Annotated in this window: 13 protein-coding genes; 4 read left to right on the top strand and 9 right to left on the bottom strand. The window is 58.9% G+C overall.

Going from position 1 to position 21,490, the window contains the following annotated elements; all coding sequences use genetic code 11:
• Positions 1 to 42: 42 nt before the first annotated feature.
• From K0I63_RS14850 to K0I63_RS14840, 3 genes are all read left to right on the top strand, one after another.
• Complete coding sequence (locus K0I63_RS14850) at positions 43 to 2,550, top strand: TonB-dependent receptor (protein WP_220081532.1); 2,508 nt, start codon at positions 43 to 45, stop codon at positions 2,548 to 2,550.
• A 209-nt stretch (positions 2,551 to 2,759) separates the two neighbouring features.
• Complete coding sequence (locus tag K0I63_RS14845; protein WP_220081531.1) at positions 2,760 to 4,682, top strand: CocE/NonD family hydrolase; 1,923 nt, start codon at positions 2,760 to 2,762, stop codon at positions 4,680 to 4,682.
• Positions 4,683 to 4,898: 216 nt separating this feature from the next.
• Positions 4,899 to 6,713, top strand: coding sequence for an acyl-CoA dehydrogenase (locus tag K0I63_RS14840; RefSeq protein ID WP_220081530.1), 1,815 nt, complete (start codon positions 4,899 to 4,901; stop codon positions 6,711 to 6,713).
• 334 nt (positions 6,714 to 7,047) lie between these two features.
• On the opposite strand, the gene K0I63_RS14835 is transcribed toward K0I63_RS14840, so the two are convergent.
• Together K0I63_RS14835 and K0I63_RS14830 are read right to left on the bottom strand one after the other, a co-directional pair.
• Entirely contained in the window at positions 7,048 to 10,332 is a 3,285-nt protein-coding gene (locus K0I63_RS14835; protein WP_220081529.1) for a carboxyl transferase domain-containing protein, read from the bottom strand.
• On the bottom strand, positions 10,329 to 12,038 hold the full coding sequence (locus K0I63_RS14830) for an AMP-binding protein (RefSeq protein WP_220081528.1): 1,710 nt from the start codon (positions 12,036 to 12,038) through the stop codon (positions 10,329 to 10,331). The genes K0I63_RS14835 and K0I63_RS14830 overlap by 4 nt, the downstream gene beginning before the upstream one ends.
• A 701-nt stretch (positions 12,039 to 12,739) precedes the next feature.
• Between K0I63_RS14830 and K0I63_RS14825 the strand changes: the two genes are divergently transcribed.
• The gene (locus K0I63_RS14825) at positions 12,740 to 13,372 is read left to right on the top strand and encodes a TetR/AcrR family transcriptional regulator (RefSeq protein ID WP_220081527.1); all 633 of its coding nucleotides are present in this window, start codon (positions 12,740 to 12,742) and stop codon (positions 13,370 to 13,372) included.
• Positions 13,373 to 13,575: 203 nt separating this feature from the next.
• On the opposite strand, the gene K0I63_RS14820 is transcribed toward K0I63_RS14825, so the two are convergent.
• Genes K0I63_RS14820 through K0I63_RS14790 form a run of 7 tightly spaced genes read right to left on the bottom strand, consistent with a single transcriptional unit; the run spans position 13,576 to position 21,455 of the window.
• On the bottom strand, positions 13,576 to 15,702 hold the full coding sequence (locus tag K0I63_RS14820) for a 3-hydroxyacyl-CoA dehydrogenase NAD-binding domain-containing protein (RefSeq protein WP_220081526.1): 2,127 nt from the start codon (positions 15,700 to 15,702) through the stop codon (positions 13,576 to 13,578).
• A 32-nt stretch (positions 15,703 to 15,734) separates the two neighbouring features.
• On the bottom strand, positions 15,735 to 16,481 hold the full coding sequence (locus tag K0I63_RS14815; RefSeq protein WP_220081525.1) for an SDR family NAD(P)-dependent oxidoreductase: 747 nt from the start codon (positions 16,479 to 16,481) through the stop codon (positions 15,735 to 15,737).
• A 14-nt stretch (positions 16,482 to 16,495) separates the two neighbouring features.
• Complete coding sequence (locus K0I63_RS14810) at positions 16,496 to 17,263, bottom strand: SDR family oxidoreductase (protein ID WP_220081524.1); 768 nt, start codon at positions 17,261 to 17,263, stop codon at positions 16,496 to 16,498.
• 4 nt (positions 17,264 to 17,267) lie between these two features.
• Positions 17,268 to 18,305 carry a phosphotransferase family protein gene (locus K0I63_RS14805; protein WP_220081523.1) on the bottom strand — a complete coding sequence of 346 codons (1,038 nt, stop codon included), beginning with the start codon at positions 18,303 to 18,305 and terminating at the stop codon, positions 17,268 to 17,270.
• On the bottom strand, positions 18,302 to 19,564 hold the full coding sequence (locus K0I63_RS14800) for an acyl-CoA dehydrogenase family protein (RefSeq protein WP_220081522.1): 1,263 nt from the start codon (positions 19,562 to 19,564) through the stop codon (positions 18,302 to 18,304). The genes K0I63_RS14805 and K0I63_RS14800 overlap by 4 nt, the downstream gene beginning before the upstream one ends.
• Positions 19,565 to 19,575: 11 nt before the next feature.
• Positions 19,576 to 20,250, bottom strand: a complete 675-nt coding sequence (locus K0I63_RS14795; RefSeq protein ID WP_220081521.1) for a histidine phosphatase family protein — start codon at positions 20,248 to 20,250, stop codon at positions 19,576 to 19,578.
• A gap of 20 nt (positions 20,251 to 20,270) precedes the next feature.
• Positions 20,271 to 21,455, bottom strand: a complete 1,185-nt coding sequence (locus tag K0I63_RS14790; RefSeq protein ID WP_220081520.1) for an acetyl-CoA C-acyltransferase — start codon at positions 21,453 to 21,455, stop codon at positions 20,271 to 20,273.
• Positions 21,456 to 21,490 lie beyond the last annotated feature (35 nt).

The raw sequence follows: 21,490 nt of genomic DNA, 5'->3' as shown, positions 1-21,490 counted from the left end.
AATCACTTATTACGCTCCCGAGCAGCAGTAAGTCGGAGCAACATGAAGCTAAGTTGTTTGGCCATGGCGGTTTTTGGGGCTATTTCAGGTCAAGTTTTTGCAGAAGAAGCGCAGGCGCCAGAAGAAGCGAAAGAGCAGAAGGCGAGCGCGTTCGAAGTCATCGAGGTGACGGCGCAAAAACGTGTGCAACGTATGCAAGATGTCGGCATCGCGATCTCCGCGTTTAAAGCCGATGAGCTAGAAGATCTCGGTGCCTATCAGGCGTCGGCTCTGGCGGAATTTATCCCTAACATGGAGGTCGCCGTCTCAGACGATAGCGGCATCCCTATCTTCGTGATCCGCGGTGTGGGTCTGCAGGACTACAACACTAACAACACGCCTAATACGGCCGTGGTCGTCGACGACGTCTATCAGCCCTATGGCATCTATAGTGCCTTCGCTATGTTCGATACCGATAGGGTAGAGGTGCTCAAGGGGCCTCAGGGCGGTCTGTATGGACGCAACTCTACCGGCGGCGCCATCTCTTTCTCTTCCAAGCGACCAGAGCTGGAGACCACGGAAGCCAATGTGGCGGTGGATTACGGTAATTATAATTCGCTCAACATCCGCGCCGGTGCCAGCCTGCCGCTGGGCGAGGTCGCCGCGGTGCGCCTCGCCGTGCAGTCAGAGACCAGCGACGGTTACTACTACAACACCTATCTGAATCGCGATCAGGGTGGCAAAGATAAGCAGCAGGCACGCTTTACCCTGCACTATGAGCCAGCCGACTATTTCGCGGCAGATCTCAGATATACCTATGGCCGTGACACTTCAGAGGCGTCGATTCCCGAGGTCACGGGCTTGCTGGACAGCAACGCCTACTGGGAGGGACCGCTGGCGGGCTTTCCTGGGCTGCCGTCGATGAATATACCCTACAACCAGGATGGTACGCCGGCCTATTGTGACGCCGTGCTGCAAACCGGTATCCCGGATGCTAGCTGTATCAACATGAACCGCGCCAGCGCCGATGGCGACCCATACAGCGGCGCCGATGCCAGGGTGCATCCTAACGACGACACCTACCATTCAGTGTCGCTAAACATGAACTGGGATTTCTCCGATTACTCGCTGATCTCTATCACCAACTACACCCAGATGCAGTTTAAGCATCGCAACGGTGTCGGCTCGGTGGGTCTTGGCCCTGGTCAGGATCAAGAGGCCTGGGAGCAAGCCAGTCGCGATTATGGTCGCCTCAATGGTGGCGATCTCAACGAGATGTATGTCACCCAGTATGACTCTGACACCAGCTCATGGAGCCAGGAGCTGCGCTTGCTGTCCAACTATGGTGGCGACTTCAACTGGATGGTGGGTCTGGTGTATGCAGAAGATAACCTGGACGACCTGAGAAACTGCTCCTTTGCCGCCAACGTCTACGCCGACTGGAAGCAGTTCCCGGGCTGCGGCACCATGGCCTATACCCAGGATACCGAGGTGACCTCAGGCTATGCCCAGCTCACTTATGCCATCAGCGACACCCTCTCGACTACGGTGGATCTGCGTTACACCCAGGAGAAGAAGGACTATGTCGGCGACGTGTTTGTCAATGACGGCACCTGGATCTGTACGGCTAATGGCCTTAACACCACAGATCCCGATAGTCCGACCTACTGTGCCAACTTCATCGGTTGGGACCCAGTTACCGGCCGCTACGATCTGGCGCGAGGCAACACGTCTCACTATGACGAGAGCGACCCGTCGTGGAAGGTTAACCTGGACTGGAAGGTCACTCCGGATACCCTCTTGTATGCCAGTGTGGGCAGCAGCTTTAAGTCCGGCGGCTTCTTTGGTGGCTTCCTGACCAACCCTAACGCTATCCGTCCCTACAAGCCGGAGCGCAACAACGGGGTGGAGCTGGGCTTCAAGTCGACTCTGGAAGACTATCGCGTACAGATCAACGGCGCGGCCTTCTACTACGACTACCGCGACTTCCAGTCGGCTATCCAGGAGGTTGACCAGTCAACCGGCGGCGTCTTCAACGGCCTGCGTAACCTGGGTGACGTCATCATGCAGGGCGCCGAATTGGATCTGCGCTGGATGGCGACCGAGGACTTCGAGATCCGCGCCGCTATCGGCCTGCTCGACACCGAAGTCGACAAGGTCACTAAGTTCGAGTCTGCCGATGTCGGCATCACTAACATCTTCGGTGAAGTGATCGATATTCAGGGGAACGAACTCAACAACGCGCCTAAGTTCAGCGGCAACCTGATCGCCCGTTATCACTATCAGCTCAGCGCCGAGCTGGAAGGTTTCATCCAGTTGGATGCCTCCTTCAAGGATGACTACTGGCTGTCTGTGTCTAACGAACCCATCTATCGCGAGAAGGGTTACACCCTGGTCAATATGCGGGCGGAGATCTTCAGTCCGGCCGACAACTGGAGTGTGGCTGTCTGGGGGCGCAACCTGACCGACAAGACCTATCGCAACAGCTTCTATCTGGATGGTTTGGACAGTGGCTATAGCGAATATAACGCGCCGCGAACCTTTGGTGTGAGCCTGTCTTACAACTACTAGAGCACAGCTTTTCCCCGGCTTCCCTGACTTAAAGACTGCACACTGTCGTCAGGGAGCCGCTTTTTATTCCTTCCCTGGCGATGTGTGTGCATCGCCAGGCCTCGAAGGTGGGGCGCTAAGGGATAACTCTGCGGTAAGGGATAACCCTGGAGGGAAGGGCTTAAGTTGAAGTAAGCGCAATAAGATCAATAACAGATAGGAAATGAGACATGGAACAAGTTAGGGGAAAATCACAGCGCGCCGCTTGCTGGCTGGCCGCCGGCCTGTTGACGATTTCGGCTGGTGTAACTCCCGTAGTAATTGCCGCGGCTGAGTCTGCAACTAACCAGCCTGGGCAGAGCGAACAGGCTCTTAGTGAACAGGCTCTTAGTGAAAATAGTAAGGTGTCCAGCTTTGGCCACTACCAAGGCTACTCCCAGGAGCGTTTCGATGGCTGGGTGACCAACTCAGAGTACATCACCACGCGCGACGGCACCAAGCTGGCGGCGGATATCTCGCGCCCGGCCAACCACGGTGTGGTGACGAAAGAAAAGTTACCCGTACTCTGGACCTATTCTCGCTACCACAGAGAGTTTGAGCCGGGAGTCACCAACATAGACGACGATGCCATCTTGCAGCGTCTCGCCAGACACGGCTATGTGATCGCCAGCGTAAACGTGCGTGGCGGCGGGGCCTCTTTCGGTCGGTATCAGGGGCTATTCAGCGCGCCCGAGACCCGCGATGCCTATGATGTCATCGACTGGCTGTCCAAGCGGCCGTACAGCAGCGGCAACATAGGTATGTATGGCCTCTCTTACATGGGGATCACCCAGTACATGGCCGCCAGCACTAAGCATCCGGCGCTTAAGGCGATCACCCCGGAAAACGGTTATTTTAGCCTCTATGACGCCGTTCGCCGTGGCGGCATAATGCGTCAGGACTTGGTGGAAAGCTGGGGCAAGGGTACCCAGTACCTAGATAAGGTACGCAAGCCAACGCCGGTGGATGCCGATACCGATGGCACTCTGGCGGCGGCCGCCGTGAAGGAGCATGCCACCAACTTCGACCCCATAGCGCCACTCGCGGCGGCGAAGCTGCGCGACGATACCGCGCCCGAGTTCGATTGGTACAAGGATATGCCCTCGGCGATAAACACTGCCCTCAATGAGTCTGGCGTGGCCATCTACCATTTCGGCTCCTGGCATGATCCCTACACCACAGACACCTTAGTGCATTTCGAAAACTATCACGGCCCGCAGAAGATGGCCTTTGGCCCCTGGTCCCACGTCACCAATAATGAGGCGGAAAAGCTGGAGCGTGACAAAGTATATGGCGCCGAGTTTCAGCGCTGGTTCGACTACTGGCTCAAGGGGATCAAGAACGGCGTGATGGATGGGCCGCAAATTCATGTGGCCGAGGTGGATAGCATGCGTAAGCAGTGGCAGTGGATCTCGTTGCCCCAGTTCCCCCTCCAGAAGGCCCGCACCAGCTTCTATTTTGGTGAATCCAGCGCCAAGAGCGACTTGGTGACAGATCATCTGCTGTCGACTCAGGCGCCTGTGCTGTCGACCCAGAAACCCGATGCCAGCGCGCTGCTTGCCTATCAGGTCAACGATCTGACCACGACGGGCACGGCGACTCGCTGGGACTCCAACTATGGCACCCAGGTCAACTATCCGGATATGACGGCCAACGACGGGCATTCGCTGACCTTTACGACGGCGCCCCTCGACAAGGATATGGTGATCGCCGGTATCCCGCTGGTCAAACTCTTCGTCTCGGCCAGCACGCCAGATGCGGATGTGTATGCCCTGCTGGAAGAGGTGGAGGCCGATGGTAGCTCCAACTACATCACAGAAGGCAATCTGAGATTATCCCTGCGCAAGCAGCACAAGGCGCCCTGGAATAATCTGGATATCCCCTGGCATCGCGCCTTAAAGGAGGATCAGCAACTGCTGACGCCGGGTGAGGTGGTCGAAGCCGACTTCGACATCATGCCCGTGGTGTATCGCATCAACAAAGGCAATCGTCTGCGCGTCGCCATCATGGGCGGAGACAAAGACAATATGGAGGCGCCGCCGTATCCCGAGGCGCAGCTCTCCCTAAGCGTAGGTGGTGCCCAGGCATCGCAAATCGCCTTGCCGCTGATGTAGCGTGTTAATCCTAATGGTTGATAAAACGGCGGAGATAGCGCTGCCGTTTCATCAGACTTTATTGAGTTAATTGGGTGTCGTCTTAGGTTGAGGTACCCAATTTATACCGGCCGGGCAGATCTTGACCCTGCGCCACAGCGCCCTCACTCGTGAGGGCTTTTGTGCCAGAGCGCGGTTCACCAGGCCAATTTTCGCAGACGTTAATGGAGTTTCCCAATGACAGTACAACTACTCAATGCCCGCGACATGGATTTTCTGCTGTATGAATTCCTGGACACAGAAGGACTACTGCAGCGCCCCCGTTATTGCGAGCACAGCCGCGAGGTGTTTGACGCCACCCTGGAGACGGCGAAAACCATCGCCGAGAAATACTTTGCCAATCACAACCACAAGGGGGACGAGCAGGAGCCGACCTTCGATGGTGAAAGGGTGCAGATGATCCCGGAAACCAAGGAGGCCTGGGATCATTTTGCTGATGCTGGCTTTCTGGCTGCCCACTATGACTTCGAAGATGGCGGCATGCAGCTGCCAGAGATCATACTGCGCGCCGCGATGGCCTATTTCAGCGCCGCCAATACCGCCACCGCCGGTTATCCTTGCCTGAGTCTGGGAGCGGCTAACCTGATCCAGAGCTTTGGCAGCGACGAGCAGAAGGCTAAATTTATTCCCCCCATGCAGGAGGGCCGCTTCGCCGGCACCATGGCGATGACAGAGCCGGGCCAAGGTTCGGCGCTGGCGGATATCACCACCAAGGCGGTGCCACAGGCCGACGGCAGCTATCTGATCACGGGCCAGAAGATGTTTATTTCAGGCGGCGATCAGAGCATCACAGAGAACATCATTCACATGACCCTGGCGAAGATCGAGGGCGCCCCGGCCGGCGTCAAGGGGATCTCCCTGTTTATCGTGCCCAAGTTCTTGGTCAATGACGATGGCTCCCAGGGGGAGCGCAACGACGTGGCCCTGGCCGGTCTGCTGCACAAGATGGGCTTTCGTAACACCACCTCTACCGTCTTGTCATTTGGCGAGAAGGGCGGCGCCGTGGGTTACCTGGTCGGCGAGCCCCACAAGGGCCTGGCCTACATGTTCCAGATGATGAATGAGGCGCGCATCTTCGTCGGCAGCACGGCGGCGGTGCTGGGCTATCAGGGCTTCAATGCCTCCCTGGAATACGCCCGCGAGCGTCCTCAGGGACGTCTGCCATCGAACAAAGATCCAGAGTCCAAGCAGATCCCTATCGTGCAACATGCCGATGTGCGCCGCATGTTGCTGGCGCAGAAGGCCTATGTGGAAGGTTCGCTGGCGCTGTGTCTATATGCCAGCTCGCTGTTTGAAGATAGCCACACGGCAGATACGCCAGAGGCCCGCCAGCAGGCCTTCATGCTGCTGGACCTGTTGACGCCCATTGTTAAGTCATGGCCCTCAAAGTACGCCCTCAAGGCCAACGATCTGGCCATACAGGTGCTCGGTGGCTCGGGTTATATCCGCGAGTATCCGGCGGAGCAGTATTATCGCGACAACCGCCTCAATCCAATCCATGAAGGCACGGAGGCGATCCACGGCCTGGATATCCTGGGGCGTAAGGTGCCTATGGGGAACATGGCCGCCTATGAGCTGTTCGTGAAGGCGGTGGAAGCCACTGCCGCAGAGGCGACAGCAAGAGAGGCGACGGCCGAGATGGGGAATTCCCTGCTCGCCGCGCTTGGCAAGCTGAGCAGGCTCAATGCCGTGCTGCTACCCATGCTGGCCAAAGACCCTGACCTTGGCCTGGCCAACGCCACTTTGTATCTGGACGTGTTTGGCCGCATCACCGCCAGCTGGATCTGGCTACAGCAGGCCAATATCGCCGCGGCCAAGCTTGCCGAAGAGGGGACTCTGTCTGTCGATGATGCCAACTTCTACCAGGGTAAGCTGCAGGCGGCGCGTTACTACCTGGAGTGGGAACTGCCGGAGATCGACCCGCAGATCGCCCTGCTGGAGAGCCATAACAGTGTGCCCTTCGATATGCAGGACGCCTGGTTCCAGTCCTAGGGTTGCTCAAGGGCTGTCTAAGGCGTGAGCGATAGATAACCCATAGCAAACAATGCCAGTCGCGTGTGCTCACCGACTGGCATTTTGCTATCTGGCGCCTAGGTATTACTCGAGTGCACAGATTACCCTGGCAGCCCGCTGTCGGGGTAATCTGTGTGCTGACTGGGGAACTAAATAGGTGATAGTGGGAAGTGATAGTGGGAGGGAGAGGGCTCAGGCATTGAAGATGCCGGCGCCAGGAGACAGGGATAAAAAAAGCCAGCCTGTGCGTTGCACTGACCGGCTTTGGGCTTATCTGATACCGGTAAAATGAGTTGTTTGACAGCCTTGGGCTTTACCAGGTATCGATACAGTTACGTTTCTTGCCGCTGCGCTTCTCGGGTTTTGGCAGGCAGGCCAGGCCGCGAACGATCCAATCGCGGGACTCCATGGGGTCGATCACCGCATCCAGCTCCAGATAGCTGGCGGTATTGATGGCGCTGCCGTGGCTGTAGAGCTTATCCACCATGGCCTTGAAGGTGGCCTCGCGCTCCTCAAGGTCCTCTATTGCCTCCAGCTGTCGCTTGGCCGCGATACGCACCGCACCCTCTATGCCCATGGCACCAAACTCGCCACTTGGCCAGGAGGCGGTAAACACAGGTGCGGTGAAGCCGCCACCCGTCATCCCCATGACGCCCAGGCCGTAGCCCTTACGCAGCACCAGGGCGAACAGAGGCACAGTGCTGTTGGCGCCGTGGACGAAGAGGCGGGAGATATGGCGCACAGTGGCGCGTTTTTCCGACTCAGGGCCCACCATGAAGCCCGGGGTGTCGCACAGGGAGATCATAGGGATATCATGGGCGTCACACAGCTGGATAAAGCGGGCCAGTTTGTCGCCGGCATCGGCATCTATGGCGCCGCCGAGGAAGCGTGGGTCGTTAGCGTATAGGCCGTAGGCCTTGCCCTCGATACGCACCATGGCGGTGATCATATTCTTGGCAAACTCGCGCCTTAGCTCCAATACCGAGTCCTTATCGCACAGGGTGTCTATCACTTCACGGATGTCATAGATGGCCATGCGGTTCTCGGGGATCAGGTGGCGTAGTTTGCGCTGATCCGCCACCTGCCATTCGCTCAGATCCCCTTGGAAGTAGGAGAGGTACTTCTTGGTGACCGCAACCGCCTCGGCCTCATCCTCAACCAGGATGTCGATCACCCCGTTGGGGCTGAGTACCGACGGCGGCCCAACCTCTTCGGGTTTGAAGACGCCCAGGCCGCCGCCTTCGATCATTGCCGGCCCTGCCATGCCTATGCTGGCCTGACGGGTGGCGATGGTGAGATCGCACACGCCGTAGAGTGCCGCGTTACCGGCAAAACAGTTACCGGCGGCGATACCCACGGTGGGCACCAAACCTGACAACTCGCCCAGGGAGGAGAAAGTGTGCAGGTTCAGGAAGGCCACACCAGGGTAGTCGGTATCCGAGGGGCGCCCACCGGCTCCCTCGGCGAATATCACCAGTGGCAGTTTCCACTTCTTACAGAGTTCCAGCAGGCGGTCGGTCTTCTTGTGGTTGACCAAGCCCTGTGAGCCCGCCATGACAGTGTAGTCGTAGGACATCACGGCGCAGCGCGCGGCTTCCTCGCCGAAGTTATCGGCGTTGACCGTGCCTATGCCGGTGATCTTGCCGTCGGCCGGGCTGATCTCCACCAATTTGTCGATGGCATGCTTCTGCCGCTGGGCGGCGATGGCCAGCTGGCCGTATTCGTTAAAGCTGCCTTCGTCGAGGAGATCGTTAAGGTTTTCCCGGGCGGTGCGCTTGCCCTCGCTATGACGCTTGGCCACGGCATCGCTGCGGCTCTCATCCAGGGTCTTGTCGCGGCGGTCGAAGAACTCGGCCAGGTTGGCGCGGATATAATCGAGATCGATCTCCATCTCGGTCTGACCGCCGGTGACTGAGACCTCGCCCGGCTGAATCACCGCCAAGATCTGATGCTCGTCGATCACCTCGCCGATATTGCCGGTTAGCACCTCGGTGACGATACCTGCGTGCTCAGATTTTACCGGGATCTCCATCTTCATCGCCTCGATGACGGCGATCTCCTGGCCGGCGTACACCTCATCGCCAGATTCGATGTTGACCTGCACCAGCACGCCTGCGGTGGGGGACTTGACCCCCTCGCAGCCGGCGGGAATATTTACCGCCTGCACCGTCTCTTGCTGGTCGCTGGCGATGTTGAAGAAGTGCTCGTGGTGGTCGTCATCGGCCAACAGCTCGGCCATGTGCGCCTCGACGAAGCGGGTGCTGAGACGGTTGTGCTGCACCTCTTCACGCTGCAGCAGGTTCATCAGCAGGGCCTTGTTGCTCTGCACTCCGTCGATATTCAGCGCCTTGAGGCTGAGGTAGACCTTGTTCAGCGCGGCGCTGTAGTCTTCGCCCTTGGCGATGATCTTGGCGCCCAATGAGTCGTAGCTGGGGCTGACCTTGTAACCTGCGTACAGGTAGTCATCCACGCGCACGTTATGGCCGTTAGGCACCTGGTAGGCCTTGATCACCCCTGAGGCAGGCTTGGTGCTGCCGTCGGGAAGCATCTGCTCCAGGTTGATGCGCGCCTGAATGGCGCAGCCGCGTTTGATCGGCGCTTCAGTCAGTGACAGCTCGGCCAGCGTCTTACCGGCGGCGAGCAATATCTGTAACTTGACCAGGTTCAGGCCGGTGATCTCTTCGGTGATGGTGTGCTCCACCTGGATCCTCGGGTTGATCTCCATGAAGTAGAACTTGCTGTGATCGTCAGCATCCAGCAGGAACTCGAAGGTGCCAAGGCCCTGGTATTTCACGTCGCTGGCGAGCTGCAATGCCGCCTCGATGATCGGCATGCGCGTCGCGTCGTCAAGGCTCGGGCTGGGGGCGATCTCCAGCAGCTTCTGGTTGCGGCGTTGCAGGGTACACTCGCGCTCCCAGGCATGCACCGCGGCGCCCGTGCCGTCGCCCAAGATCTGCACCTCGATATGACGGGCATGTTGTACCAGTTGCTCCACGTACAGCTCGCCGCTGCCGAAGGCGATGATCGCCTCCTCGCGGCACTGACGATAGGCCTCGGCGAGATCCTCGTAGCGGCTGACGGGACGCATGCCGCGCCCGCCACCGCCGGCCAGGGCCTTGATCATCACGGCCGCGCCATCACCCAGGCTGGTGAAGAAGGCTTGCACCTCTTCCAGGCTGCAGGGCTTGTTGATGCCGCCGGTGAGCGGCGTGTCTGAGCGCAGGGCGGTTTCCCGCGCTGTGGCCTTGTTGCCCAGCAGATCTAAGAGCTCGGCCGACGAGCCGATGAAGCAGATCCCCTCCTCGTGACAGCGCTTGGAGAAGCTGCTGTTTTCAGACAGGAAGCCATAGCCGGGGTGCACTGCATCACACCCATGGGCCTTGGCCACGGCAATTAGCTGCTCGATATCCAGGTACGCCTTGACGCCGCGGCCCTCGAGGGCCACCGCCTGATCGGCCTTCTTGGTATGCAGCGACTGACTGTCGTCTTCGGCGTAGATTGCCAGGCTGTCGATGCCCATATCGGCACAGGTCTGTGCGATACGGATAGCGATTTCACCCCGATTGGCAATCAGGATCCGATTAAAAACACGTGTCATAAACTTTTCTCCAGATCCACCTTACGGATCTTGCCGGTGGCGGTCATAGGTAATCTCTCCTGGATGCGGATCTCCGGCACCTTGAAGATGGCCATGGCATTCACACACCAGGCCTGCAGGGACTCTTGGGTCTCGTCGAAGCCCGGTTTTAGGGTAACGAAGGCCACGGGCACCTGACCCTTGCGCTCGTCGGGGCGACCGACGACGCCGCATGAGGCGATGGCTGGATGTTGGCCCAGCATGCTTTCCACCTCGGTGGGGAATACGCTCATGCCGTTGACCTTGAGCATCTCCTTGCGGCGGCCCAGATAACGGAAGAAGCCTTCCTCGGTGATCATTCCCAGATCGCCGGTGCGGTACCAGCCACCCTCCTCAAACAGGTTTTTGTTCAGATCTGGCTTATTCCAGTAGCCCTTGAGTAGGGTTGGGGTGCGGATCTGAATCTCGCCTTCTACGCCCAGGGGCATGAGCTCGCCGGTGACAAAGTCGCAGATCTTGATCTCTGTGCCGGGCACGGGCAAGCCAAGGAATGCCGGGTCGAAGGAGAGATCCATGTCGTCCACCTGGAAGCCGCGAGTGAAGGTGTCACAGGTGTGGGTCTCTGTCATGCCATAGGCCACCTCGAACAGTGTGGTGCCGGTCAGCGCGCGCCAACGTTGACGGTAGTCTCGGTTGAGCTTCTTGATGAAGGAGATACAGGGCACTGTGGTTAGCGAGGTGAGGTCGAACTGGTGGAGCTGAGGGTGATTGAGGATCTCATCCACGCTGTCTATCAGCATGATGGTCATATTGACCTTGTGGTGGTGTACCAGCTCCATAAAGGCCTTGGTGTCCCAGCGGGCCATCAACACCAGAGTCGCGCCCGAATACAGGGGGAGCAGTAAGCCTGTGTCTTCGCCGGCAATCCAGAACTCTGGCAGGAAGCTGAGCATCACCAGATCTGTGCCTTCGGGGCCGACCTCGCCAAAGGTGACCGGATAGTAAGAGGCCATGGTGCCTATCATGTTGCGGTGGGTGTGCATCACGCCCTTGGGCATGCCAGTGGTGCCGCTGGTGTAGTTGATGGCCGCTAGATCGTCCAGCGCCGGGATATAGTCCAGCACTTCCTTAGACGCATTATCTATCGCCTCGAAGAAATCGATAATGCCATCTGCCAAGGGGGCTTTGGGGATCTCAAACAGATCCGGCAGAACGGCGGTGATGGCGCGGGGCCTGACATCGGTATAGCTGGTGGTGATGATGTGCTCTATGCCCAGCTCCTGACAGACGGGGCGCATGGTGGGCAGCAGGGCGTCGTAGCATAGGGCAACCTTAGGTTGACTGTCACCCAGCTGGTGGCGCAGTTCCATCTCTTTCGACAGTGGGCTCACCGGCATGTGCACGGCGCCGCACTTTAAGATGCCGAGAAAGGCGATGTGAAACTGCGGGCAGTTGGGCATGAACACGGCAACACCGTCACCCTGGCCCACGCCAAGCCCTCTGAGGACGTTGGCAAAGCGGGTGCTCATCTCATCCAACTGGGCGTAGGTCAGCTCATAGCCGTAGAACTGGATGGCCACCTTGGTAGGGTTGAGTCTCGCCCAGGCGGAGAGATACTCGGTGACCGGCTTTTCGCCATGGGGGTAGATGGGTTCCCGGGTTGTGCCTTTGGGCCATCTTGCCGCTTGGAGTGCTTTGACCTGCTGGAGATAGGTTTGCTCGTTCATGTTTCTGCCTCGCTATTGTTGTTATGGGCCGGTGCCGGTCATATCGTGCTAACCCGTGATTAGCCCTATGGCACCACCTGGCGTATTCGATTCAAGTCAACCCAGTCCTTGCTGCCGGAGCCGTTAACTGTCCTGCTTGAAATTTCTTATAGTCTTGTTGACGCTGCGACACCGTATCCTGCGGCCGTTTCGACTATGATTTTTGGTCGGCAGCCATCTGTGGATTTCGGCATTAGGCATTACTTATACAGCAAATGTATAATTACAGTAACTATAAAAACATGTCAATTATGATGTTAATACTTACGACTTATTGTTAAATTAATTTACATTTAGGGTGGTGCGAACGTGACATCTCTGAGGCGAGTCCGGCTTGGCGACGAGCTAATGAAAGTTCGTTTTATCAAGGCGGTAAGTTAGAATGCCGGGATAGTTTTCGGGGTTTTTAAGAGTAGAGTTTTCGAGAGACAAGCGTTTTCAAGAAAAGTGTTTTTAACAAAAGCGTTTTAAAGAAAGGCGTTTTCAGGAAAGGCATTTTCACTTGAAGCGCGCTCAAGGTGAGGTTTTAGGTGGCGGACGATATGGCAGAAGGTAAGGCTGAGGGGAAGGTAGAGGGCATGGCAGAAGGTAGGGCTGAGGTTAAGGGTAGAGGTAAGGCTGAGGTTAAGGCTGAGGTTAAGGCTGGGGGGAAGAGAGCCGAGATGAGTCTCAGGGAGCGCAAGAAGCTACAGATGCGTCAAACCCTGCTGGATATCGCCGAGGAGCTCTTTTCGACCTTGCCCTTCGAGGAGGTAATGGTCGATGAGATCGCAGCGCGGGCCAACATTAGCCAGAAAACCTTTTTCAACTACTTTCCCACTAAGGCGCAGTTGCTGGAGGAACTACTGCTGAGCTGGTTGCGCCAGGTTAACCTCTGGCCATCGCCCACGGAGAATGTGACCGATGTGCGTTCGGCCCTGGTGCCGCCAAACCTCAATGAGATTCAGCTGTGGGTGATCGCCCACAGGCATATTCTGCAGATGATCATGCGCCACACGGATCTCTTCGCCTCCGTCTATTACTCCTCCCAGGTGCCCGCAGGCAAGAATCTGTTATTCCCGCCCGAATATCGCCAGCCGCGGATGGACAGGGTCAAGCGGGCGCAGGAGCAGGGGGTCATACGCGGCGATATCGCCCCTGAACTCGTCTGTGAGATGTATGACCTGCTGCGCATCGACATAGTGCAGCGTTGGCTCTGTATGCCAGAGGAGCTGGCCTGTGGCGAGCTGTATCAACGCACCTATGATGAGATGGTGGCCATCTTCTTCCGTGGCCTGCAGCCCGATAGCAACTAGTCTGAACCAGGCAGGTTTGCACTTAGCTTGGTGATTGCTGTTTCTTGTATGGTGCAAAGCCAGCTATAACGAAAGGCTGCTAGAACGAAAGCCAGCCTCGGCAAAATCCGATCACGACGAAAGCGCGCCCTAGGGCGCGCCTTGTTTATCAGCAGGTATTTGCTGGCCGTGAGTTAGCTACAAGGCCATTCGCCAATCGCTAGCTAAGCCTGGTATTGGGCGAAGGTCTTGCCTTCTCTCACCAGTCGCTCCAGCAGGGGCGCAGGCTTAAACCACAGCTCTCCCTTGTCCAGGGTGTCGCGGTACTTGTTCAGCGCCGTCAGCACTGTCTCCAGGCCTATCTCGTCGGCATACTGCATAGGGCCGCCACGGAAGATGGGGAAGCCGAAGCCGTAAGCCAGCACGATATCTATATCGCTGGCCCGCAGGGCGATGCCTTCTTCCAGGATCCGCGCCCCTTCGTTGATGATGGGGTAGATGGTGCGCTCGAGGATCTCCTGGTCGCTTATCTGCTCAGGCGAGCGGCGGGTCACGCCAAACTCCTTGGCGGCCTCGGCGGCCAGCTCAAGCACCTCTGGGTCCTCCTGCTTGTCGCGCCCCTCATAAATATAGAGACCGCGACCCGTCTTCTGACCATAGCGCTGCTTGTCATAGAGCTTGTGCAGTATGGCGAAGTGGCTGGGGTCCAGATCTGTGGTGAACGCCTTGCGATCTTCCCGGGTCAGGATACCCACGTCGATACCGGCCAGGTCGACCATGGAGGGCAGCCCCATCGGCATGCCGAACTCTGTGTGCACCTTGTCTATCTGCGCCGGGCTCGCCCCTTCGAGGATCAGTGACATGGACTCACGCAGGTAAGAGTCGGTCGCCCGGTTGCCGATAAAGCCCCAACAGACGCCTGAGACCACAGGGACTTTCTTGATGCGCTGTGCCAGCTGCACAGTAGTGAGCAGGGCATCCGGCGCCGTCTTGTTAGCGCGCACTATCTCCAGCAGCCTCATTACGTTCGCCGGGCTGAAGAAGTGCAGGCCGAGCACGTCCTGAGGGCGGGAGGTCACCGCCGCTATCTCGTCCACGTCCAGGGTGGAGGTGTTGGTGGCCAGTATGGCGCCGGGCTTACAGGTGGCATCCAGGGTCTTAAATACCTGCTTTTTGATCTCCATCTTCTCGAACACGGCTTCGATCACCAGGTCGACATCGGCGATGTCGGCATAATCTGTGGTGCCGCTGAGCAGCGCCATACGCTCATCGAGCTGGGCCTGACTCAGTTTGCCCTTCTTGAGGGTGTATTCGTAGTTCTTGCGGATCACCCCAAGGCCACGTTCAAGCGCCTCGCCGTTGAGGTCCAGGATCTGGGTGGGGATCCCCACGTTGATGAAGTTCATGGCGATGCCGCCGCCCATGGTGCCAGAGCCTATCACCGCCACCTTGCGGATCTCGCGGGTCGCCGTAGTTTTAGGGTCTATGCCAGGGATCTTGGCAACGCCACGCTCGGCGAAGAACAGATGTTGCTGGGCGCGGGCCTGGGGCGTATTCAGGCACTCCATGAAGAGCTGATGCTCACGCTTGAGGCCCTCGGCCAGTGGCAGTTCACAGGCCGCTTCCACCGCTTGAATACAGCGCTCGGGGGCGTAGTAGCCGCGGCTGCGTCTGGCAATGGCGGCGCGAAATTCGTTAAAGATCTCACTGCTGATATTGCGGGTGTCGACACTCATCTCGAAGCAGCTGCGCTTAGGCTTGTGCTGCGCGACCAGCTCCTGGGCAAAGTCGACCGCGGCCTGAATGAAGTCGCCGCCCTCTTGATACAAATTATCGATCACGCCAGCATCCAGCATAGCCGCCGCGCCGAGGGGACGACCACTGGTGATCATCTCAAGCGCCAGCTGAACGCCGCCGATGCGAGGCAGACGCTGGGTGCCGCCGGCGCCGGGCAGGATACCGAGATTAACTTCGGGCAGGCCCAGCTTGGCCGCAGGCAGGGCGATGCGGTAGTCGCAGGCCAGCGTCAGCTCACAGCCGCCGCCAAGGGCCAGGCCGTTCACGGCGGCGATAACCAGCTTAGGTGAGTTCTCGAGGGCATCGCATACCTGAGGCAGGTTGGGCTCGGCGAGGGCGTCGTCGGAAGAGAACTCGCTGATGTCGGCGCCGCCGCAAAACAGCTTGCCCGAAGAGGCGAGCACTATGGCATCCACCGACTCATCGGCTTCGGCTCTCTTGAGGTCGGCCAGCAGGTGGGTGCGCAGCGCCAGCCCCAGACTGTTGACCGGAGGCTGGTTGAGTACGATGACGGCGGTGCGTCCGTGAATTTGGTACAGGGTGGCGTTCGTCATAGGGATACCCTTGTTATTGTTGTGAATGAGGATCAGATGGCAGAGACGCCACCATCGATGGCAATGGCCTGGCCGGTCATAAAGCCGTTGTCCGGGTTGACCATGTGCAGCATGGCGCTGACCACCTCGTTTGGATCGGCCAGGCGGCGCATGGGGACGGCGCGGGTCAGCTGCTCGATTAGTGCAGGATCGACCCCTTCGGTCACCATAGGCGTTGGGGTGAAGAAGGGGCAGATGGCGTTGACCTGGATACCCTGGGCGGCAAATTCCAGCGCCGCGGTGCGGGTAATGCCGACCACGGCATGTTTGGCGGCCACATAGGGGGTCAGCTTGGGGGCGCCGTTAATGCCGGCCATGGAGGCGACATTTAGAATCGCCCCACATTTATGTTTCTGCATCATAGGGAGCTGTGCCTTCATGCCGAAGAACACCCCCTTGGTATTGATGGCGAAGCTAAGGTCCATGTCGGCCTCTGTGGTCTCTAGCAGGCTCTTCATGGGGGCCGAGATACCGGCATTGTTGATGGCGATATCCAGACGGCCAAAACTCTCTTCGGCCAGCTGAGCCAGGGCCAGCTGATCGGCCTCTATGCTGACATCACAGCGCAGACCGACCGCGCACTCGCCCAGTTCGCTGCACAGGGCGTCGAGCGCCGTGTCGTTAATATCACCCAGCACCAGCTTGGCGCCCTGAGGGGCCAAACGCTGGGCCAGCAGCTTGCCAAAACCGCTGGCGGCGCCCGTGATGAGCACCACCTTACCTTCAAAATTCGACTGCATTGATTCTTCCTCTGTTAGAGCGTCAGGCCGCCATCCACCACCAGGGTTTCGCCTGTGGTGTAGCTGCTGGCATCACTGACCAGGTAGAGCACGGCGCCGGCCATCTCGCTGGGCACGGCGTGGCGGCCCATGGGGATCCTGGCGATCAGCTGCTGATAGATCTTGTCGTTGCTGAACAGGGCGCCGGCAAACTGGGTCTTGGTGAAACCCGGGAGCAGGGCGTTGCAGCGGATCCCTAGCGGCGCGCACTCCTTGGCGAAGGCCTTGGTCATGCTGACCACGGCCGCCTTGCTGATGGAGTAGATCCCCTGCATCTCCCCAGGCTGCAGCGCATTGACCGAGGCGGTGTTAAGGATCACCCCGTGGCCCTGCTCGCGCATCATGCGACCGGCGGTGACCGACATAAAGAAGTAGCCCCTCAGGTTCACCTCCATGGTCTTGTTGAAGGCATTGAGATCCGTATCGAGAATATGGCCGAAGTAGGGGTTGGTGGCGGCGTTGTTGACCAGGATATCCAGCCTGCCGTGTTTGGCCTGGATCTGCTCGAAGGTGGCCTGGATGGCCTCGAGATCCCCCACATGACAGGCCATCGCCTCGGCGCTGCCGCCATTGTCGATGATCTGCTCGGCCACCGTCTGGCAACCTTCGACCTTGCGGCTGGCGACAATCACATGGGCGCCATAGGCGGCCAACAGCTCGGCGATGGCGGCGCCTATGCCGCGGCTGGCGCCGGTTACCAGGGCGATACGCCCGCTTAGGTCAAACAGTGATTTATTGTCCATGGCGTTACTCCTTAATCTGATCGGCGATGGCTTCCAGCGCCATTTCCGCCAGTGGCCCTACATGTTGGCCCAGCTCGGCGGCGTTCTTGTTGGAGGCATTACCATCGATGGCGCGCTTGGCGACGCCCTGAATGATGGCGACCAGGCGGAAGAAGCTAAAGGCGATGTAGAAACCGAAGTTGTCTATCTTATCTATGCCGGTGCGTTGGCAGTAGCTGGCCACATAGGCCTGCTCATCTGGGATCCCAAGCTCGGCCAGGTCTTTGCCGCGAAGGCCTGACACTGTGCCTATGGCGGGCATGCGCATCTGCATGCAGAGATAGCCAAGATCGGCAAAGGGGTGGCCCAGGGTCGAGAGCTCCCAGTCCAGTAGGGCGACGGCTTTTGGCTTAGTTGGGTGGAACATCAGGTTGTCCAGTCGGTAGTCGCCGTGAACCAAGGATACCCGGCCGTCATCCTCGGGAATGTTACTGCCCAGCCAGGTCATCAAGGCTTCCATCGACTCGATATGACCGGTCTGCGAGGCGCGGTATTGGCTGCTCCAGCGGTCGAACTGGCGCTGAAAATAGTTGCCGGGCCGGCCGTAATCGCTAAGGCCCACCCTGTCGATGTCGACGTTGTGCAGCGCCGCTAATACCCGGTTCATCTCGTCGTACAGCTGGCCGCGTTCCTCGCGGCTTACCTCGGGCAGGGCGGCGTCCCAATAGATGCGGCCCTCGCAGTACTCCATCAGGTAGAACATTGAGCCTATGACGCTGGTGTCTTCACACAGGTGATACACCTTGGCCACCGGCACATCTGTGTCGGCCAGCGCCTTGAGCACCCGGTACTCACGATCCACCGCGTGGGCGGATTTAAGCAGCTTGCCCGGCGGCTGACGGCGCAGCACATAGGTGCCGGACGCCGTCGTCAGCTTGAAGGTGGGGTTAGACTGGCCGCCGGCAAACTTCTCGACTCGCATTGGCCCCTTAAAGCCGGCTACATGGGCCTCGAGATAGGGCTGCAGGGTATCGAGGTCCAGGTTTTCCACGGCGCGGCTCATGATACGGCTCCCACAGGTTTTGCAGGATGTTGAGCGGCCAGGTTTTGGGCGTGAACGTCGCGGGCCAGGTTGCGACCCAGCTGCATCATATGCACCTGATCCGGGCCGTCCGCCAGACGGATGGAGCGGGTTATCGTGTAGGCCTTGGCCAGGAAGAAGTCTTGGCTCAGACCACCACCGCCGTGGAGCTGAATGGCGCGGTCGATAACGGCGCAGCCCATGTTGGGGGCGACAATCTTGATCATGGCAATCAGGTCCTTGGCTGCCTTGTTGCCGCCCTGGTCCATCTTGGCTGCGGCCTTGAGGGTCAACAGGCGTGCCTGCTCAACCTCGCAGGCCGATTTGGCGATGGCTTCACGCACCGACTGTTGCTTGCTTAGCGGCTTGCCGAAGGCGATACGGGTCTCGGCCCGCTCACACATCAGCTCCAGCGCGCGCTGGGCCAGCCCTACGGTGCGCATGCAGTGGTGAATACGGCCTGGGCCGAGGCGCCCCTGGGCGATTTCGAAACCGCGCCCTTCACCCAGCAGCATGTTGCCCACCGGCACGCGGACATTGTCGTAAATCACCTCTGCATGGCCCTCGGGGGCATCGTCATAGCCAAACACTTTCATGGGGCGCACGACCTTGACCCCTGGGGTGTTGGCCGGCACCAGTATCATAGACTGCTGCAGGTATTTATTGCTGTTATCGGGGTCAGTCTTGCCCATCACGATATGGATCTGGGTGTGATTGTTGCAGGCGCCTGAGATATACCACTTGCGGCCGTTGATCACATACTCGTCGCCGTCACGGACGATGGAGGTCTCGACGTTGGTGGCATCTGAGGAGGCGACATCGGGTTCTGTCATGGAGAAGGCCGAGCGGATCTCGCCATTTAGCAGCGGCTGTAACCAGCGTTCCTGTTGCTCTTTGTCGCCGTAGCGGGCCAGCACCTCCATGTTGCCCGTGTCCGGCGCGCTGCAGTTGAAGACCTCAGAGGCCCAGTAGACCCGGCCCATGATCTCCGCCAGGGGCGCATATTCAAGGTTAGTCAGGCCTGGGCTGAACTCGCCATAGACTTGGGGCAGGAAGAGGTTCCACAGGCCGGTGTCTTTGGCCTTGGCCTTCAGCTCGGCCAGGATAGCCGGTGACTCCCAGCGATCGCCTTCTTCGACCTGTTGCTCCCACAGGGACTCGTTGGGGTAGATGTGCTCATCCATGAAGGCCAGCAAACGTTCGCGCAGCGCTTGTACTTTGGGTGAGAATTCGAAGTTCATGGTAGATTCCTTTAGCTGTAGCTGACCGAATCCCATCGGTTTGGACGATCCAGATGGGGGGTGGCATTGATGCCGGTAACATAGGTGGCGCTGTCAGAGAAATAACAGTGGGTGATCCCCGAGTTCTTGCTCTGCAAATTCAGGTTCACCACCGTCTGGGGGCCAAAGCCCATGATTTGGCTCAGGGCGATGCTGATGGCGCCGCCCGAGGTGGCAACCAGAGTGTTGCCCTTGGGCTGGCGGCGGGCAAAATCCAGCCCGTCGGCCACCCGCTGCTGAAAGGCCTGCCAGCTTTCCAGCGGCACCTCGGCGGGCAGGGCGTTCTCCGACCAGGCCAACATGGCGAGCCTGAGACAGGAATACACCTCGCGGGGATTGCGCCAATCTTTGATGGCGTGCTGCGGGTTTGCCTCGCCGAAGCCTTTCAGTAGCGTCATAAAGTCAAACTCATTGAAGCCAGGGTGGCATTCAAATTCGAGGCGGTGCCCAAGCCCTTGGCAGATCGCCTCGGCCGACTGGCGATGGCGCGCCATATCGCCGCAGATGATGCGCTCGAAGCGGACGCTGCGCTCTTTGAGGTACTCACCCAACCAGAGGCACTGCTGGGTGCCCAGGTTTGAGAGCTGATCATAGTTGGCGCAACCAAAGGAGGCCTGACCGTGCCGGATGAGATAGAGCGCTGCCATCAGTCTGGTGCCGCGTCTTGTTAGGCGACTTCGAACAGACCGGCCGCGCCCATGCCGCCGCCGATACACATGCCGACGACCACATATTTCACGCCGCGGCGCTTGCCTTCGATGAGCGCATGGCCCACCAGACGCGAGCCTGTCATGCCATAGGGGTGGCCGATGGAGATGCCGCCGCCGTTAACGTTGTAGCGGGCGGGATCGATACCTAGGTGGTCGCGGCAGTAGAGTGCCTGCACCGCGAAGGCCTCGTTGATCTCCCACAGTCCGATATCGTCTATGGTCAGACCGTGCTGTTTTAGTAGCTTAGGGATGGCGTAGATGGGGCCTATGCCCATCTCTTCCGGCGCGCAGCCGGCTACCGCAATGCCGCGGTAGATGCCAAGTGGCGCTAGGCCACGCTGCTCGGCCAGTTTACGCTCCATCACCACACAGGCGGAGGCGCCGTCGCTCAGCTGGCTGGCGTTACCCGCGGTAATGAAGCCACCTTCGATCACAGGCGCCAGATTTTGCAGGCTCTCCATGGTGGTCGATGGGCGGTTACACTCGTCGCGATCCAGGGTCACCTGCTGGTAAGAGATCGCCTTGGTCTCGCGGTCCTGAATCGCCATGGTGGTAGTGAAGGGGACGATTTCGTCGTCGAAGTAGCCTGCCTCCTGAGCGGCCGCGGTGCGTTGTTGCGACATCAAGGCGTAGATGTCCTGAGCCTCGCGGCTGACGCCATAGACCTTGGCCACATGCTCGGCGGTCTTTAGCATTGGCATGTAGGCGTGGGGCTCGAATTGCATCACGTTGGGGTCGGCGTTATCGGCGGCCCACTTCATATATTCATTCTGTACGGCGGTGATATTTTCCTGGCCGCCGGCAACCACTATCAGCTGTTGATCGACGATGATCTGTTTCGCGGCCATGCCGATGGCCATCAAGCCCGATGAGCATTGACGGTCTATGGTCTGGGCCGAGACGGTGTTAGGCAGGCCTGCGGCCAGCACGGCGTTGCGGGCGATGTTCATCCCGGCGGTGCCGGCGGTGAGCACTGTGCCCATGATGGCATCATCTATCTCGCCGCCCTCGACCCCGGCGCGCTGGACAGCGTGCTTGATGCAGTGACCCAGCATGGTTGGGGACTTGGTGTTGTTTAACGATCCGCGAAATGACTTTGCCATCCCGGTGCGGGCGGTGGATACGATTACGGCTTCTCTCATCTTGGGCTCCCTAAACTAATGACGGATTGATGCTC

Origin of the sequence: Shewanella rhizosphaerae (assembly GCF_019457655.1) — a bacterium.
In the GTDB taxonomy this organism is placed as follows: domain Bacteria; phylum Pseudomonadota; class Gammaproteobacteria; order Enterobacterales; family Shewanellaceae; genus Shewanella; species Shewanella loihica.
The sequence above is the reverse complement of the archived record's forward strand: the minus strand, read 5'-3'. Positions and strand labels throughout refer to the sequence as shown.

What these genes read in the sequence shown, in the direction of transcription:
- K0I63_RS14830 (WP_220081528.1), bottom strand. Translation starts at nt 12,038, where the DNA reads ATGAACGAGCAAACCTATCTCCAGCAGGTCAAAGCACTCCAAGCGGCA.
- K0I63_RS14840 (WP_220081530.1), top strand. Translation starts at nt 4,899, where the DNA reads ATGACAGTACAACTACTCAATGCCCGCGACATGGATTTTCTGCTGTAT.
- K0I63_RS14845 (WP_220081531.1), top strand. Translation starts at nt 2,760, where the DNA reads ATGGAACAAGTTAGGGGAAAATCACAGCGCGCCGCTTGCTGGCTGGCC.
- K0I63_RS14850 (WP_220081532.1), top strand. Translation starts at nt 43, where the DNA reads ATGAAGCTAAGTTGTTTGGCCATGGCGGTTTTTGGGGCTATTTCAGGT.
- K0I63_RS14800 (WP_220081522.1), bottom strand. Translation starts at nt 19,564, where the DNA reads ATGAACTTCGAATTCTCACCCAAAGTACAAGCGCTGCGCGAACGTTTG.
- K0I63_RS14805 (WP_220081523.1), bottom strand. Translation starts at nt 18,305, where the DNA reads ATGAGCCGCGCCGTGGAAAACCTGGACCTCGATACCCTGCAGCCCTAT.
- K0I63_RS14815 (WP_220081525.1), bottom strand. Translation starts at nt 16,481, where the DNA reads ATGCAGTCGAATTTTGAAGGTAAGGTGGTGCTCATCACGGGCGCCGCC.
- K0I63_RS14820 (WP_220081526.1), bottom strand. Translation starts at nt 15,702, where the DNA reads ATGACGAACGCCACCCTGTACCAAATTCACGGACGCACCGCCGTCATC.
- K0I63_RS14790 (WP_220081520.1), bottom strand. Translation starts at nt 21,455, where the DNA reads ATGAGAGAAGCCGTAATCGTATCCACCGCCCGCACCGGGATGGCAAAG.
- K0I63_RS14795 (WP_220081521.1), bottom strand. Translation starts at nt 20,250, where the DNA reads ATGGCAGCGCTCTATCTCATCCGGCACGGTCAGGCCTCCTTTGGTTGC.
- K0I63_RS14810 (WP_220081524.1), bottom strand. Translation starts at nt 17,263, where the DNA reads ATGGACAATAAATCACTGTTTGACCTAAGCGGGCGTATCGCCCTGGTA.
- K0I63_RS14825 (WP_220081527.1), top strand. Translation starts at nt 12,740, where the DNA reads ATGAGTCTCAGGGAGCGCAAGAAGCTACAGATGCGTCAAACCCTGCTG.
- K0I63_RS14835 (WP_220081529.1), bottom strand. Translation starts at nt 10,332, where the DNA reads ATGACACGTGTTTTTAATCGGATCCTGATTGCCAATCGGGGTGAAATC.